The following is a 17,776-nucleotide window of genomic DNA, read 5'->3' on the forward strand; positions in this document are numbered from 1 at the left end:
TCCTATAACTGAAATCCCTTTCAATTTGAAAACATCAGGGACAATACAACTTCGAGGAAGCGGTAATCATTTAATCTTATTTATGTATCTCTAAATTTATAACCCAACATATTCTCTATTTTTTAGATCAAACCGTAAATCAACAGGCATTTTACAACCCAGGAAAACAGATTTTTTTCGAATCGCAAATTTAATACATTCCCTTGTCTGAAAGGTTTATTTTTGGCATTTTATGATTTCTTTTTGAATACTATTGGTAAGTTTGCATTTATTTTTTAGCATCTTGTATATCTTATCATTCCGTTTGCATAATTGTTGTTAAGGATGATTAATTTTCATTTATCATTAATTGTTTTTTGAAGATATAAATATGCTCATTTTGCAATGTTGTGCAGTTTCCTTATTTGTATATGTAAAGCTCCCTCCTCCACCCCTCTTTTCTTATTACAGAAAAGTCGGGTGCTTCTCAAAAAAGACTTTAGCTCCAACTTGAGGATCTTTATGCATACTTACATCAATTATCAGTTCGTGTAATAGCTTGTCATCTAATTTAAAACTCTCGAAAAAAGCAGCTATATCGGGCTTATCTTCTTTAAACCCACGCCGAGATATAACCTGAATATTATCTGTAGGATATATACCTTTTGGATCACTCAATTTTTTAAGTTCAAATTCAGTCCACATAAAGTGGGGTTTCCAACCTGTTATTACAATCCATTCTTTATTTTTGTCTGCCTTTTTCAAGGCTGTTATCATAGACGTTTCGGAAGAGGAAATCTGCGAATAATCAAGATTATAGGCTTTTATTGCTTTTTCTGTATTAGCATGAATCCCTGCTCCTGCGGCAATTCCGTAGATTTTTTTATCAAACTTGTCTTTATTTTCATTCAACTCTTCTATAGACTCAATATTAACGTAGGCAGGAACAACAAGCCCGGTTATACCGTCGTCAAAAATAGTTCCTAATACATCTAATTTGTGCCCGTATTTAGCCCAATAATCCTTTTGTGTATGTGGAAGCCATGCATCCATATATATATCAGCATCGCCACGAGATAGAGCGGTATAAATTGGCCCTGGTTCTATACGCTTTAAGGTTACAGTATACCCTTTATTCTCCAACATAACCTTTGCCAAATATGTAATAGCGATACCCTCCGCCCAGTTGGGATATAATATTAGGACATCTTGTTTATGACGAGGCTCGCATGATGTAGCCCCAAGCAATAAAACAGAAAGTAGAATACATATTATTTTATTCATTTTTGTTCCTCCTTTTCTTTTCCTAAAAGCTGTGTCATTCTATCTAATATAATTGCTAATATCACAATACAAAGACCTGCTTCGAAACCCAAAGCAACATCGGCCTGCTGAATACCTGCATATACACTTTCGCCCAATCCTCCGGCTCCTACCATTGAGGCAATAACTACCATTGATAGAGACAACATAATTACCTGATTAATACCAGCCAAAATCGTCGTCATAGCCAATGGCATCTGCACCTTAAACAAAGTCTGACGTCTTGTACAACCAAAGGCAACAGAAGCTTCCACAACCTCTTTAGGTACACTTTTTATTCCTAAAGCTGTCATCCGAACAGCCGGAGGCAATGAAAAAATAACCGTAGCCAAAACACCCGGCACATTACCTACCGAAAAGAATAGAATTGCCGGAATCAAATAAACGAAAGCCGGCATTGTTTGCATAAAATCTAGTAATGGACGAATTATTGCATAAGCTCTTTTATTATATGCACACCATATACCTAGAGGTATGCCTATCGTTAAAACGATAAGTGTAGCTACCAATACCAGGATAAACGTATCCATTGTTTGTTCCCAAAAGCCCATCCAGTAAATAAGCAAAAGTCCTAAAACACAAAAGAGTGGGAATCCTATCAATGTTGTTATATTACCTTGCCAAGCTTTATCATTTCCTAACGATTTCTTTTTAATAATAAAAGCGATCAGTGCCACAACAGCAATAATCATGTAGAACGGAACATATCCGAGCAATTCTTGTAATACATCAACGCTATTATCTATCATAATAGTTATCTGACGAAAGAACGGTGCTGCTGTATCTGACAACCAATCTACAAAACGTTCTATATACTTACCTATATCTAGTTTATTCATATTTAACTTGCATTTTCTATTATTTCTTTCACTGCTTCTTCATCGTATCCTGTAACCATAGCCACGACATCAGAGTATCTTATACAGCCTATTAGCCTCTCATTACAATCAACTACAGCCAAAGGGTATTTTTGATTTATAAACAATGGGAGCATATCCGATACGGAGTGATCTTCCATCACTTTTGGAATATCCATCAATATAGATTCCAATCCTTTTTCTCCGGAAGCAATTTTACGTTCAACATCTTTCTTTCTCACATAACCCTTAAACTTGTTATCCTCGCCTATAACAGCTACAAAACGCAAGGTATGGCGCTCCATCAACCTCAATGCCGATGCCAAACCATCCTTTCCTAACTGCACTTTTGCCCTAAAAGGCTCCATTATTGTAGATGCTGTTATAATTTTAGATAAATCAACATTTCCGATAAAAGCTTTCACATAATCATCGGCTGGATTCATTAAGATATCCTCCGGACTACCTTGCTGAACGATCACTCCATCTTTCATAATAGCAATAGTATTACCTAACTTTAAAGCCTCATCAAGGTCGTGTGTAATAAAGATGATGGTCTTTTTTAGTTTTTGTTGAATGTCCAACAGGTCATCTTGCATCTGTGATCTAATCAGCGGGTCTAATGCGCTAAAAGCTTCATCCATTAAGAGAATCTGGGAATCGGTTGCTATGGCTCGGGCAATTCCAACACGCTGCTGCATTCCGCCACTCAGTTGATAAGGGTATTCATTCTCATAGCCGGATAGACCAACAATTTTTATTATTTCTTTTGCTTTTTCATAACGCTCTTTAAGATTCATATCCTGAATTTCGAGTCCAAAAGCAACATTGTCTATTATTGTTTTATGAGGCAGAAGTCCAAAATTCTGAAAAACCATTCCTACTTTTTTTCTACGAAGATTCAACAACTTAGATTTATTCATTTTTGTTATATCTTCTCCATCGATAAAAATACTTCCCGATGTTGGTACATTCAACATATTAAAACACCTCAGCAAGGACGATTTTCCACTGCCCGACAAACCCATTACAACAAATATTTCGCTTTCTTTTATCGAAAGACTTACATTATTCACTGCAATTGTGCATTTTGTTCTTTGGTGAATTTCTTTTTTTGATTTTCCGCTTTTCAGCATTCTTAGAGCTTGTTTCTTGGCTGTTCCAAATATTAGAAACAAGTTCTTCATTTCTATTTTATTCATAATTATTATTGATTAAAATAATATCCTATATTTATGTTAAAGCGACTATTCCATCTGGCATTTGCTTTCCCTTTGCCCAGGCCTTCTCCGAAGTTAGAGGATAGCCACGGTTGATTTTTACCCAGAGCGAAATCAACATACGTATATATGGGCCCCATAGAGATAAGTGCTCCGGGAATAAGGTGTTGTGTATTAAAATATTCTTTTTTATGTTTATCGACTATAGAGTAGTCTATGTATGGTTGTATATATTTTATAAATTTTCTGTTAATAGGTATCATATATGCTAATCCCACAACATAAATATTTCCTTTAGCCGCCACATTATAAGCTGCACCATAAGCTGCCATCTGGAGGATGTCTAGTTTTTCTTTATTATCACCCTGAGCATTATAATTATATGAGATAAACTCTCCTTTAAAATTCCATTTACTATAATCAGCGACTACATGTAGTGCAGTACTAATTCCCCATTTTCGACTATTAAGTTCTTTATTATATATACTTCCTAATTGCCCGGAAACGCCGAACTCGATATTTTCATTCAATTTATATCGGGCTCTTAAATTGAATTGATCCAATTCTCTGATATTTGCATCCACCAAGGTATTTCCAACATAACCTGTAGTAGGAACGACAGCATAAGAATACCTACCATTACCAACTTCATTATCCAAAGTATTATCCGAGATAGAACCCCTTGGAGCTGCTTGTCTGAAATAAGCAAAATCAAAATGCCATTGACCTAATTGATGCGATAAGCCTATCCCTGTATTATACGTATCTTCCAGTCCCAGATAATAGGGAATCTGAAACCACCACGAATGAGATGCAAAATCTCCTATTCCGAAAGGTTTTTGAAATACACCTCCTTTAATATATAGATTCTGATCTATTTGGTATCCGATATAACCATGATGTAAGAAGTGGGCTTTAGAATCGGGATAGAAACGGTATTGAAAGCTTAAATCAAATCCTGATTTATGGGCATCGGCTGACAAATACCACGTATCAAGTTTTATGTAGGTATTTAAAGTTTTATTACTTTTTTCATAATTTTCTACTGATGTGTTAAAACGAATTGCTCCACCCAATTTGAAAAAATCTTCTTTTTCTTGTGCTCTCAGAGAAGATACAAAAATGGTTATAGCGCAAATAAATAATATCCTTTTCATTATCTGACGGATTGATCATAAGAATACCCTCTTTGAAATAATCAAAGAAAATAATCATTTTTGAAATGCTATCTTGCAAAACAAAGGAACATAATGCTATTAGTTAGAAGTCAATTTTGAACGACTCGATACTACATTATGCGATGATTAATAAATAGAATCCAGAGCATAGATACGACTGTATACCAAAAGAATTTCGGTCTTGATTTTATTAAATAGTCAACCCTAGATTATTAGAAGATTTTCTCCTAACTGGCCACAAAGTTAATAAAAAACTATAATTCAGGAAAGGATTTGTGTGAATAATCGAAAAATAAGTTTCATTTTGATAGAATAAATAGACAAATTTATAGAAATATTTTTCAGGAAAACAAAGAGAAATAAAGACACTTTTAAGTAGTTTTTATTTTATTGAAAACTATAAATAAACAGAATTGGAAAAATATAAAATCTTACCAGTTTCGATATGTAAATATCTATATTTTAAGTTATTTATCCGAGTATAAACCTATACTGTTTCCTTCACTATCAATGAATGTAGCAAAGTACCCTACACCTTAGGCTTCAATTTTTATTTTTAAGATAATTCTTTTCCCTCCGCTTTTCACTACATTTTCTAATGTTGTTTCGATACTTTCAAAAGAGAAACTTATCAAAACCCCATCTTTTGACGGATTGAAATTCGGAGCGTAAGATATAGCTCCGAGACGTCGGAGATGTTTCACTCCGTTGAACATGACGAGAATATTGAAATTACATTTAACTCACATCTTTCTCTTTAAATAGCTTTGTATTTGAATTCTTTAGCTAATACTCCATCATAGTATTGTTTAATAGGATAGTTGTCAGCATCGTACTCGTATGTAATATCTTTGGTGTCAGTTCCAAACCTAGAGTCTAGTGTAGTAGCCTCAATAGCATTGTTATGACCTAAAAAGTCGCTACACCATTTCATATTATTCATATGTAGTGTCCAAAACCAGAGGGGTAAACCTTCTATGCTGGAAAAGATAGACCTGTTCGTATCAAAAGAGTAATCAATCACTATATCTTCTTTACCCGAAATTGAGTGAACTGAATATTTTACAAGATTATTGTGATTGTCGTACGAAAATACTTCCCATAAATTCCCATCTTCAAATGTTGTTTTACTCAATCTGCCTGAGTTATCCGTGTAAATCTTATTATATTCTGTTATTTTACGGAGCTGTTTACCGCTGCTTTTAACTTCTTCGGTTATGTAGTCGTTGTTATCATACATAAATTTTGAATTGTTAATAGCTTCTCCTCTATCTCTGTTTATAAGGCATTCGGCTAGTTTTTCATTTTTGTCATATTTCAGAGTGAGTTCCCGAAAAATAATAGGACCTTTTTCTTCGATATGTATTAACTGATTCTTTGAATTATATTTCAGATTAACTACTTCTTTCGATTGTATAGAATTTATCTCTATAATCAACTTTTTTGTTTGGGCATCGATGCTAAAATTCAGACAAAGTAAGCTAAAGAGAACAAGGGCAAGAGTTTTTTTCATATATGTCAGATTCTAAAAAATAATATATTATGAACGGTAGTTTTAAAAGTTTAGTATTGGTTGTAAAACATTTATTTGTGTGATGATTCCTTTGAATGAAAAGACCAAAAAGAAATAGCCTGATTTTATCTCAGGCTATTCTAATATTTGTCAATTCAGATCAATTAATCGTATTCATTCCAAGCTTTAATTTCAAGCTCATCTACATTCATCTTACAGAATGCCTGTATGAAAGCTGATGCAAGACGTGAATTGGTGAGCAATGGTACATTGAAATCTATAGCTGCACGACGGATTTTGTAACCATTGTCAAGCTCACTGGTTGTAAAATTCTTAGGAATATTTACAACTAGGTCGATCTGCTTATTGTGTATCATTTCCAATGCATTTGGCTGTTGATTGTCATTTGGCCAAAATACCTGAGTTGCAGGAATTCCGTTTTCTACAAGGAAGCGTTGTGAACCTCCGGTTGCATATAATTCATATCCTTTTTGGTGTAGAAGTTTTGCTGCTTGAAGCAACTCTACTTTCGATTTAGCCGGGCCGGTTGAGAACAATACGGTTTTTTTCGGAATCTTATAACCTACAGATAGCATTGATTTAAGCATGGCATCGTAGAAGTTATCTCCGATACAACCTACTTCTCCGGTCGAAGCCATATCCACTCCTAATACAGGGTCGGCCTTTTGCAGACGGGAGAAAGAGAACTGAGAAGCTTTGATTCCCACATAGTCAAGATCGAAATCATTCTTATTGGGTTTCTCTACTTTTTTGCCAAGCATCACCTGAGTAGCCAGTTCGATAAAGTTTATTTTCAAAACCTTAGATACAAAAGGGAAGGAGCGGGATGCTCGCAGGTTACATTCGATTACTTTAATCTCATTATCCTTCGCTAAGAACTGCATGTTGAAAGGTCCTGATATCTGTAACTCTTCAGCTACCTTGCGCGCTACTTTCTTTATGCGTCTTACTGTTTCTATATATAGTCGTTGAGCAGGGAATTGTATTGTCGCATCTCCCGAGTGAACTCCGGCAAACTCTACGTGTTCTGAGATTGCATACATTATGATTTCACCTTTGTTGGCTACAGCATCTATCTCTATTTCCTTTGCATTTTCAACAAATTCACTCACTACTACCGGATGTTTCTTCGAAACTTCGGCAGCCAGTCCTAAGAAGTTCTCCAGTTCCTGATCGTTAGAGCATACATTCATCGCAGCACCTGACAGTACGTATGATGGACGGATCAGCACAGGATATCCAACTTCGTCAACAAAGCCTTTGATGTCTTGCAGGGATGTTAGTTCTTTCCAGCGAGGTTGATCTACACCTATGCGGTCGAGCATACTCGAGAACTTGTGGCGGTCTTCTGCATTATCGATGCTTTTAGCTGTAGTTCCCAATATGTTTACCTTAGCTGCGTCAAGGCGCATTGCAAGGTTGTTTGGAATCTGCCCACCCACCGAAAGTATTACTCCATGAGGATTTTCGAGTTCGATGATATCCATTACACGTTCAAATGTAAGCTCATCGAAGTACAGGCGATCACACATGTCATAGTCTGTAGAAACTGTTTCGGGGTTATAGTTGATCATTACCGATCGATAACCTTCTTTGCGGATGCTTTGCAAAGCATTCACCGAGCACCAGTCAAACTCAACCGACGAACCGATGCGGTATGCACCTGAGCCCAGAACGATCACAGATTTGTGGTCTCCTAAGTATTTTACATCGTTTTCTCTACCATTGTATGTGATATACAGGTAGTTGGTTTGAGCAGGATACTCTGCTGCCAGTGTGTCTATTTGTTTTACACAAGGTACTATTCCGTTCTCTTTACGTATACGGCGCACATCGTGCTGAACCCTTTCTACTAGAGTTGGTTCTTTACATACAATCTTAGCTATTTGGAAATCAGAGAATCCCATTTTCTTCGATGTATGTAGTAACTCTAAAGGAAGAGACTGCACATCGTCATATTTTTCAAGCTCTTTAGAACACTGATATATGTATTTCAGTTTTTGTAAGAACCAGTTGTCGATTTTAGTCAGGTCATGGATCTGATCTACTGTATATCCTCTCTTGAAGGCTTCTTCGATGCAGAATATACGTTTGTCTGTCGGGTTTTTGAGAGACTCATCCAAATCATCCACTTCCAACGGCTTGTTAGCCGCAAATCCGTGCATGCCGATATTAATCATACGAAGACCTTTCTGTATGGCTTCTTCGAATGTACGTCCTATTGCCATTATCTCACCTACAGACTTCATACTAGAGCCAATCTCCCTAGATACTCCATGGAATTTACCTAAGTCCCAGCGAGGTATTTTTACTACAATGTAGTCGAGTGCAGGCTCGAAGAATGCACAAGTCGATTTTGTTACAGAGTTTTTCAATTCGAACAATCCATATCCCAAACCTAATTTTGCCGCAACAAAAGCCAGAGGATACCCTGTAGCCTTAGATGCAAGAGCAGAAGAACGGCTCAGACGTGCATTTACTTCGATTACTCTGTAATCTTCCGATTCTGTATCGAAGGCAAACTGTACGTTACACTCTCCAACGATGCCTATATGTTTTACGATGCGGATTGATAATTCACGAAGCTTGTGAAACTCATCATTCGTCAATGTTTGTGATGGTGCTACAACAATACTTTCGCCTGTATGGATTCCGAGCGGGTCGAAGTTTTCCATATTACAAACAGTCATACAGTTGCCGTACTTGTCACGAACCACTTCGTATTCGATCTCTTTCCACCCCTTGAGTGATTTCTCAACAAGAATTTGAGAAGAGTAGGAGAATGCCTTTTCAGCAAGAGCCCGTAGCTCTTGTTCATTGTCACAAAAACCCGAACCTAACCCACCTAAGGCATAAGCTGCACGGATGATGATTGGATAACCTAAATCTTTAGCTGCCTTTACTGCATCTTCAATTGTGCCAACGGCGTGGCTCTTGATAGTTTTTACATCTATTTGATCTAGTTTCTTTACAAACAATTCACGGTCTTCAGTATCCATGATAGCCTGTACCGGCGTTCCGAGAACTCGTAAATTGTATTTTTCAAGAATTCCTTCCTGAAAAAGCTGTACTCCACAGTTCAGTGCTGTTTGTCCTCCAAAAGCTAACAGGATTCCATCCGGTTTTTCTTTTTTGATAACTTTCTCAACAAAGTATGGAGTAATAGGTAAGAAATATATTTTATCAGCACTCCCTTCCGAAGTTTGTACTGTTGCTATATTAGGGTTGATAAGTACAGTTTCAATTCCTTCCTCTTTCAATGCTTTCAGGGCTTGCGAACCGGAGTAGTCGAATTCTCCGGCCTCTCCAATTTTTAATGCACCCGAACCAAGGACTAATACTTTTTTTACGTCTATATTTATATCCATTTAAGCTGCTTTTTATATAGTGGATTATAATTTTTCAATAAATAAATCGAAAATAAAGGCTGTATCTGTTGGGCCGCTACATGCTTCAGGGTGAAACTGAGCCGAAAAGAATGGTTTAGTTTTATGCTTGATACCTTCGTTTGTTCCATCATTCAGATTGATAAATAAAGGTTCCCATTCTGCACTTAATGATGCATTCGCTACCGCATAGCCATGGTTTTGTGAAGTGATGAAGCATTGAGTCGAGTCAACCATCTTAACCGGCTGATTGTGACTGCGATGTCCATACTTCAATTTATATATCGTTGCTCCGCCTGCTTTAGAAAGTAGCTGGTTGCCCATACATATTCCGCAGATCGGTTTGCTTCCTTCCATTGCCTTACGAATATTCTTTACGGTTTCTTCACAAAAATCAGGGTTGCCGGGACCATTTGAGATAAACAATCCATCCCATTCCAACTGATTGAAGTCATAATCCCAAGGTACGCGTATAACTGTTACGTTTCTCTTTAGTAAGCTGCGTATGATATTATGTTTAACGCCACAGTCTACTAACACTACCTTTTTCTCTCCGTTGCCGTATGTCAGCACTTCTTTGCAACTTGCTATCGCAACTTGGTTTTCGATATTCGGATCATAAAACTCAATTTCGTTTGCTCCCTTGAAAACGATTTTTCCTTTCATCGAACCTTTTTCGCGGAGTATCTTTGTCAGCTCACGGGTATCAATTCCATAAATGCCCGGTACGTCATGCTCTTTTAACCAGTCTCCCAGACTTTTTTTAGCATTCCAGTGAGAGTATTCGTGCGAGTAGTCCGAGACGATGAGTCCGCTTACTTGTACTTTTTCTGATTCGTAAAAATCGGAAATTCCGTCGGTTGATGTATCATCGGGAACTCCATAGTTACCAACTAGAGGAAATGTGACAACTAGTATCTGACCTAAATAAGAAGGGTCGGTAAGGCTTTCTGTATAACCTACCATTGCAGTGCTAAATACAACTTCTCCGGCTTTTGCGGTTTCAGAGCCGAATGACTTTCCTTCGAAAACTGTTCCGTCATCAAGAATTAGTTGAACTGGTTTGTCTAAATGCATCGTTTGTTTATATAAATATGTGGTTAAATAAGCTATTTACAAAGATAAAAAAAAAGGAACGGGATATCTGTCATATCTGTTCCTTTTATTATAATAGTAAATATTGTATCTTTTTTCTTTCTCATTATTTCAAATATTCTAAATATCTCAATCGAATATCTGAGGTACAAAGTTAAGTATAAAAAATGAGATAAAGTGCCTTTTTGAAATTATAATTTTTCTTTTTTCTAGTTTAAAGAATTCAATACGGCACAAGATAGAGTTATTTTATATTCTACAGACAATAAATAACTATTTATCTTACATTTTTTACATTCTCTGCCAAGTCCAAGGCAAATTTATCTACATCTTTATAAATTTGCTTTTGGTTGCCTACTTTTACTTCTGTTAGTGTAACAGTAGGTATTTCCGCCTTAAATATCCTATTCATATAATCTAATTCTTTAGGATATATATAGAAAAGTTGACCTTTGGGATAATTATGCTCTTTTTGCCAAGCTTCAAACTCTTTAAAGAAACAATCATGCGCAGGTAATTCTATTCTTTTATAAAATTCCTCATCTACGATTTTTGCAAAACGATAAAGCCCATGTAATTCTTTTGCAAAACATTTTTCCAATTTGCTAAAATCTCCAATCTTTTGATAAGCAGAACAGAGTCCCTGCAAACAAGTATTTGATTGTACCACATTCTTATTTATTAAAGATAAGAAGTATTTGACAGTCAATTCTTCCCAGATTGTAATTTTTTTAGATAAAAATTTCTGAGCTTTTTGTACAGATTCTTCACACAAATAATCGTCCTTATAATAAAGCACTTTTAATAAATTAGCCGAAACCTCAGTATAATATAAGCCTTTTGACAAAGGTAGTTCTTGCGGAAAAAAGTACTTTACAAGATCAAAATCGTTACACGCAAATGCAGACAGAATATCCATTAACGCAATGGCGTGGTCTGTTCCACTGGCGGTCATGCCTGTTATTAAGAGCCTTCGTCTCGATGTCTGATAGAGGACATTATTCAATGTCTCAAAATCGCGATTTTGAAATGCTATAAAAAATCCAAATTCCTTGTCATCATCAAGTAGATCGATATAAGTACGTGTCTTTATAGCTTCATTATCCCAATTTTCAGCACTTAAATATTTTAGATATATGTTATTATTCCATGTTTGGAATTCGTCCCAATCAATAGGAGGGTTGCAATACCCCAATTTTTGGAAACAATCCTCCCTTTTTTGTTTATATAGTTTAATGTATTTTTCTTGATTGTTCATAAAAGAATTGAATACTGCCTAACCCTGAGCCCATTATTTCAATTTAGCCAGAGTCTCTTTAACTCGTTTCATCGCTTCAATAATATTCTCATCAGATGTTGCGTACGAGAATCGGATATAATTTGCAGCCTCGAAAGCTAGTCCGCCAACACATGCTACATGACCTTCTTCTAAAAGGAACATGGCAAGATCAGCCGATGTTTTAATCAATCTTCCGTTGTATGATTTGCCAAGGTAGTAGCTGCATTCAGGAAACAGATAGAAAGCACCTTCGGGTTTGTTAACTTTAAACCCTTCTATTTCGGATGCTAGTTTTACGATCAGGTCACGGCGACGTACAAAAGCCTGTCGCATATCTTCCACACACTGCTGTCCGCCTAGATATGCTGCCTCTGCTGCTTTCTGAGCAATAGAAGATGCTCCCGAAGTGTATTGGCCTTGTAGTTTATTGCAAGCTGCTGCAATCCACTGTGGGGCTGCCATCCAGCCTAAGCGCCATCCAGTCATAGCATACGCTTTAGATACTCCGTTTATGATTACGACTCTTTCCCTGATGTTTTCAAACTGGGCAATGCTTTCGTGTTTGCCTGTATAGTTTATGTGTTCATATATCTCATCGGAGATTATAATTATATTAGGGTATTTTGCTAATACATCAGCCAGACCTTTCAATTCTGCTTTGCTGTAGATACTTCCAGTAGGATTAGATGGGGAGCATAGTATTATAGCTCTTGTTTTGGGAGTAATTGCAGCTTCTAACTCAGCCGGAGTTATTTTAAAGTTTTGTTCTATACCTGTATGTATAACAACACTCTTACCTTCGGCAAGTTTTACCATTTCTATGTAGCTTACCCAGCATGGAGCAGGTATAATGACTTCATCATCCGGATTAACAACACTTAGTACAGCATTGCAAACAGCTTGTTTAGCTCCGTTCGAACAAATAATCTGTTCAGGCTTATAACTTAATCCGTTTTCTGTCTCCAGTTTCTTGCTTATTGCTTGTCGCAACGAAAGGTATCCGGGAACAGGAGAATAAAATGAAAAATTATCATCAATAGCCTTTTTTGCAGCCGCCTTTATATGATCCGGTGTATAAAAATCAGGCTCTCCAACACTCAGGTTGATCACATTGATTCCTTGAGCCTTCAATTCGTTGCTCTTTTGCGACATTGCTAAAGTTTCTGATACAGAAAGGTTCGCTATGCGTGCTGATACTTGTGTCATTTTCTATAGATTTTGATTATATGATATTCTTATTTCTATAATTACATAACAGACTAATCTACATTATGTAAATCATGTCCCATGCGCTCTTTTTTGGTATGCATATAGAACTCATTATACTGGTTAGGAGTAACTTCGATCGGTACATTTTCTACAACAGTAAGACCAAAAGATTCGAGCCCTTTTCTTTTCACAGGATTATTTGTAAGTAAGCGCATTTTGCATACATTCAGGTCGCGAAGAATTGCAGCTCCAACGCCATAGTCGCGTTCATCGGCACGATATCCCAAGTGTAGGTTGGCATCTACTGTATCGTAGCCTTCTTCCTGCAATTTGTATGCCTCCATTTTTGCCATCAGACCAATGCCACGACCTTCTTGATTGAGGTAGATGACAACACCTTTTCCTTCTTTTTGTATCATCTCCATCGATTTGTGAAGCTGCTCGCCACATTCGCAGCGTTTCGATCCAAAGATATCACCTGTCATACAAGATGAATGTACGCGAACGAGTATTGGTTCATCTTTATCCCATGTGCCTTTTATGATGGCTACATGCTCTAGTCCTGTTGCTTTTTGTTTAAAAGGAATTAGTTCAAAATCTCCATATGCAGTTGGCATTTTTACTTTAACACCTCTTTCAATAAGAGATTCTCTTCCGAGCCGATATCTTATTAGGTCTGCAACAGATATAAGTTTGAGATTGTATTCATCTGCCATTTTTCTCAGTTCGGGCAGACGAGCCATTTCGCCATCTTCTTTTTTTATTTCAATCAATACTCCTGCTGGATATAGTCCGGCTAAACGTGCCAGGTCTACAGCAGCTTCGGTATGCCCAATACGGCTTAATACACCTTTGTCTTTAGCACGTAGTGGAAATATATGTCCCGGGCGACCAAAGTCTTCCGGTTTGGTTTCTTTTTTTGTTAGAGCCAATATTGTTTGTGCTCTGTCGTATGCAGATATCCCTGTTGTAACACCATTCTTCAATAGGTCGATTGATACAGTGAACGGAGTAGCATGCATAGAAGTGTTGTTGGTTACCATCATAGGTAAATCGAGTTCGTCACAGCGTTCTGATGTCAGCGGAGCGCAAATCAGACCTCTGGCATGTGTCTCCATAAAGTTTATCTTTTCCGGAGTAATTGCTTCTGCTGCAATTATTAAATCGCCTTCGTTTTCACGATCTTCATCGTCTACTACAATAACGAAATTACCTTTTTTAATTTCGTCGATTGCTTCTTCTACTGTGTCCAGTTTAATCTTATCCATTATTATATTATTTCCAGTCTGTTTTTGTCATTTAATTTTTATCATCTCACGTTCTATATTCTTCTTTAAGTAAGGATAGAATCCCCAAATAAATATGAAAGAACCAACAATGATACCAAACATATTTTTTCTTGTTTTTTTGTCAACCGATCTGTAGAAGTCGAAGTAACAAATGAATGATTTTGTGAAAAATACAGCATACGCTATTACTATCAAAGATGACAAGATAAAGCTTAGCTTTATTATCACTGATAATATAGCGAATAGTACAATAACCAAATAAATAAGCATGGCTATTTTTGCATTTTTCATAAATGCATTAAATATACTTTGAGATTCTACATAGTTTATCTTTTTTACTTTCACATCAAAGAAGCTGGCACCCTTATATTTCAATACGCTTAATACGAGTTGTAAGGTGTCTTCGTCGTAACTATACTCACTATGATTCTTAGCTATGTCCTTCAGATTCTCAATACTCATTTCTTGCATATATGAAATCTGATCTGGTGTTACATTGAGTGAAGCCAGATCGGGAACAGTATTGATATCAACCGATTGCTCTGTTTCATATATTGTCTTTTTCTTTAAACCTAATATCTTCCTGAGGAAGTTTCCATAGGCTTCAGGGTTGAATAGAGCTGAGTCGTTCATCGCCTTATACGTGAGGAATACCCCTAATGGGAAAAGTGCAAATGAGCTTAGCCACATACCTTGCCAAACCTCCCAAACTCCATCGCGTGCCATTTTGTACCCGATGTTATCGATAATATAGTAAACGATAAATAAAAGTACAGAGACAACCACCGGCATACCTAATCCTCCTTTTCGTATAATAGCTCCCAATGGTGCTCCGATAAAGAAGAAGATGAGACAGGCAAAAGATAGTACGAATTTACGATGCCATTCAACTTTATGCATACGTATATTCTTTTGCATGTTTATTTTCTGCGTGGTCTCCATGATGTTAAACCTGCTGCTTTCGGCTTCGTTTGCAGCAAAACCCACATATCTTGATATTTCATCATTGCTATATGTATTTAGCAATGAGTCAAAATCTATTGTATTTATAGTTTTCTTCTTCAAAGGTTCAACTGCTTGTTCCTTATTCGGCAATGCCGTTTCTTCTGTTTCCACCTTTTTGTATGCATCAGAATTGCGATACGTTAAATAGGTGTTTTTTCCTATCACCTTTCTGTCGTGTACGTTCACACTGTCAAGTCTGGAACTTAGAGAGTCTATGGAACTCCCTAATTGAAAAATATTTTTTGATATTTGTGTTCCTTCCAGATTAGATTCGTCCATTCTATCAAATCCACTATTGAATGGAATGACTATTTTCTTTTCTTTAAAATTTTCCCTGCTGTATGGAACAAACTGATTGTTTTGACGTGTTTCGTTAAGTCCGGATTGTGAAAAGTTCGCAAATCGCTGTCCCGAATATAAGTTTAACAAAAGAAAGTCTTTGTTGGACGATATACTCATAAGAGCCGAGTCACAGACGAATACAGACATATTGTCAAATCCCTCGGATGTATCATAGATCATAACATCTTTCAGCATTCGGGTTTCTTTGTCTTTTTTCTTTACGTAAAGGCTATAATTTGTTATTCCACTATAAAATGATCCTTCAGGAATATCTAACTCCGGAGATTTTTGCCGTATGGATATCATTAATGAACGGAGTTTCACTTGGATACGTGGCATAGCTTCGTTTTGGAAGAAGAAGGCTCCCACTGCTACACACGAAATGAATATAATCAGAGGCTTCATCGTCTTTAGGAGTGAAACCCCAGCTGCCTTTATAGCCAATAGTTCCAGTCGTTCGCCCAGATTTCCAAAAGCCATAAGAGAAGCAAGTAACAATGAGAGTGGCAGGGCAAGTGGGATAAGGTTGAGGATTGCATACATGAAAAGTTCAGCAAGCACTACGTTGTCAAGTCCTTTACCGACAAGGTCTTCTACAAATTTCCATAGAAATTGCATCAAGACAATAAACAAACATATCCCGAAAGTCATCATGAAGACGGGGAAAAATGTCTGAAGAATGAATGTGTATAACCTCTTTATCCTTAGCATTAACAATTGACTAAATCAGGTACAAAAGTAGTAAAAAGAAGAATGTAAAGAGTAATATTGGAGTGAAAGATATTATTCTTAAATTTTATTAGGTAATTAGGCTTTGTATATGAGCTATTTCCGATATAATTACTAAATATTTTTACAAATTTCAGCTGTGAGTATTGTTTTATAAGAAATAAACTTCTATTTTTGCACCCGCTAACAAGATGATGGCGGGATAGCTCAGATGGTTAGAGCGCATGATTCATAATCATGAGGTCCCGAGTTCAATTCTCGGTCCCGCTACAATGAAAAAGACTTACAATGAACTGTAAGTCTTTTTTAGTTTATTATATCTGAGAATACATTGACTGAGGAAAGAGGTTTATAGATTTTTTATTTCAGACTTTTCTTAAACCGAACTACCGTCAATAAATCGTCAAGTTGATCCTCTTTATTTACATCAAAAATCATCGAAATTAGTTTCCCAATAGTTTTTGCTTTGGCAAATTCATCCTTGATTGTTTCCGAAATATCAAGTTCTGCAATTGCTTCAAGGTGCTTTTCCGTAAAAAAGAAGCTCGTTTTGAAAAAGCCTTCCCATACTGAAAGCCAAAAGATAGTTTTTTTCTTATACACTGCCTTACCTAGCCATGCTTTACCATCATTATAGTATCTCCACTCAATAACCAGACCGTACTCTTTGTTTGTAACAGCTTCAAGAAAAGATAGTAATACGTTGTGGATATTTTTACCCAGTGCTTCTTCTAGAATCTTGTCTGATGGGAATATATCTGCATCTCTTAATAGCATTTGTGCTTCCATCGTTTATATTAGTTAATAATATTTTTCTCCTTTTTGTATCATGGTGATAGTTTTGGCGATGCGCTCTGCTTTAGTTTGTTCTGTTTTTGCAGAATTGATCCAATTTATAAATGCTTTTTTCTGCCCGTCTGTATACATTTCAAATTTTTCAAGAACTCCATCTTCATATTCCAAACACAGAAGTAGTTCCTGAGGGATTATTAAAGATGTTTTGTCTTCGTAAATAGTGATATGTACTATATCTCCTACTTGCTTTTTTATCTTTTTCCTTATTTCTGCTTTAACAGCCAAACCTAGATGTCCGTTCCCCAAAGGCATTAGATGTGTATTGGAAAACGCATAATCGTCTATCTTTCCCTTTACTTTTAGCATTCCGAAAGATGTTTTGGGCATAGGAATCTCAGGGATTTCAACAAAAGTCCATCCTCCTTTATCTCCTATTTTAAATAATAGGTAGTCTTTATCTACTAATGGTTTCTCTGCTTCCATCTTTTAAAGATAATATAAAAATAGCCGTGCTAAACATATACTACACAGCTATTTTACATATTGTTATCTTATT

General features: G+C 36.4%; 14 protein-coding genes and 1 tRNA gene. 1 reads left to right on the top strand and 14 read right to left on the bottom strand.

Going from position 1 to position 17,776, the window contains the following annotated elements; all coding sequences use genetic code 11:
• Positions 1-444: 444 nt before the first annotated feature.
• The 12 genes from HMPREF9456_RS13225 to HMPREF9456_RS13280 form a co-directional block, all read right to left on the bottom strand.
• A complete protein-coding gene (locus HMPREF9456_RS13225) occupies positions 445-1,263 on the bottom strand; it encodes a glycine betaine ABC transporter substrate-binding protein (protein ID WP_006844043.1) in 819 nt (272 codons plus the stop codon).
• Positions 1,260-2,141 carry an ABC transporter permease gene (locus HMPREF9456_RS13230; protein WP_006844044.1) on the bottom strand — a complete coding sequence of 294 codons (882 nt, stop codon included), beginning with the start codon at positions 2,139-2,141 and terminating at the stop codon, positions 1,260-1,262. The genes HMPREF9456_RS13225 and HMPREF9456_RS13230 overlap by 4 nt, the downstream gene beginning before the upstream one ends.
• Positions 2,142-2,143: 2 nt before the next feature.
• The gene (locus tag HMPREF9456_RS13235; protein ID WP_006844045.1) at positions 2,144-3,361 is read right to left on the bottom strand and encodes a quaternary amine ABC transporter ATP-binding protein; all 1,218 of its coding nucleotides are present in this window, start codon (positions 3,359-3,361) and stop codon (positions 2,144-2,146) included.
• A gap of 5 nt (positions 3,362-3,366) precedes the next feature.
• Positions 3,367-4,536: a hypothetical protein gene (locus HMPREF9456_RS13240; protein WP_006844046.1), complete on the bottom strand. Its 1,170-nt coding sequence runs from the start codon at positions 4,534-4,536 to the stop codon at positions 3,367-3,369.
• Between the two features lie 557 nt (positions 4,537-5,093).
• Complete coding sequence (locus HMPREF9456_RS13245; protein WP_006844047.1) at positions 5,094-5,273, bottom strand: hypothetical protein; 180 nt, start codon at positions 5,271-5,273, stop codon at positions 5,094-5,096.
• Positions 5,274-5,314: 41 nt separating this feature from the next.
• A complete protein-coding gene (locus tag HMPREF9456_RS13250; RefSeq protein ID WP_006844048.1) occupies positions 5,315-6,070 on the bottom strand; it encodes a hypothetical protein in 756 nt (251 codons plus the stop codon).
• 164 nt (positions 6,071-6,234) lie between these two features.
• Positions 6,235-9,453 (bottom strand): carbamoyl-phosphate synthase (glutamine-hydrolyzing) large subunit, encoded by a 3,219-nt coding sequence (gene carB / locus HMPREF9456_RS13255; protein ID WP_169331683.1) that lies wholly within the window; start codon positions 9,451-9,453, stop codon positions 6,235-6,237.
• Between the two features lie 30 nt (positions 9,454-9,483).
• Positions 9,484-10,554, bottom strand: coding sequence for a glutamine-hydrolyzing carbamoyl-phosphate synthase small subunit (carA, locus tag HMPREF9456_RS17570; RefSeq protein ID WP_006844050.1), 1,071 nt, complete (start codon positions 10,552-10,554; stop codon positions 9,484-9,486).
• 295 nt (positions 10,555-10,849) lie between these two features.
• The gene (locus HMPREF9456_RS13265) at positions 10,850-11,830 is read right to left on the bottom strand and encodes a hypothetical protein (protein ID WP_006844051.1); all 981 of its coding nucleotides are present in this window, start codon (positions 11,828-11,830) and stop codon (positions 10,850-10,852) included.
• Positions 11,831-11,863: 33 nt separating this feature from the next.
• On the bottom strand, positions 11,864-13,057 hold the full coding sequence (locus HMPREF9456_RS13270; protein ID WP_006844052.1) for a pyridoxal phosphate-dependent aminotransferase: 1,194 nt from the start codon (positions 13,055-13,057) through the stop codon (positions 11,864-11,866).
• 53 nt (positions 13,058-13,110) lie between these two features.
• Positions 13,111-14,328: a bifunctional 3,4-dihydroxy-2-butanone-4-phosphate synthase/GTP cyclohydrolase II gene (locus HMPREF9456_RS13275; RefSeq protein ID WP_006844053.1), complete on the bottom strand. Its 1,218-nt coding sequence runs from the start codon at positions 14,326-14,328 to the stop codon at positions 13,111-13,113.
• 27 nt (positions 14,329-14,355) lie between these two features.
• On the bottom strand, positions 14,356-16,350 hold the full coding sequence (locus HMPREF9456_RS13280) for an LptF/LptG family permease (protein ID WP_006844054.1): 1,995 nt from the start codon (positions 16,348-16,350) through the stop codon (positions 14,356-14,358).
• Positions 16,351-16,621: 271 nt separating this feature from the next.
• Here HMPREF9456_RS13280 and HMPREF9456_RS13285 point away from each other — a divergent pair.
• Positions 16,622-16,695, top strand: a tRNA-Met gene (locus HMPREF9456_RS13285).
• 90 nt (positions 16,696-16,785) lie between these two features.
• Here HMPREF9456_RS13285 and HMPREF9456_RS13290 read toward each other — a convergent pair.
• Positions 16,786-17,214 (bottom strand): DUF3788 family protein, encoded by a 429-nt coding sequence (locus tag HMPREF9456_RS13290; RefSeq protein ID WP_006844055.1) that lies wholly within the window; start codon positions 17,212-17,214, stop codon positions 16,786-16,788.
• Between the two features lie 12 nt (positions 17,215-17,226).
• Positions 17,227-17,703, bottom strand: a complete 477-nt coding sequence (locus HMPREF9456_RS13295) for a YdeI/OmpD-associated family protein (RefSeq protein WP_006844056.1) — start codon at positions 17,701-17,703, stop codon at positions 17,227-17,229.
• Positions 17,704-17,776: the final 73 nt, after the last annotated feature.

The sequence above is a fragment of the Dysgonomonas mossii DSM 22836 genome (genome assembly GCF_000213575.1).
Classification (GTDB): domain Bacteria; phylum Bacteroidota; class Bacteroidia; order Bacteroidales; family Dysgonomonadaceae; genus Dysgonomonas; species Dysgonomonas mossii.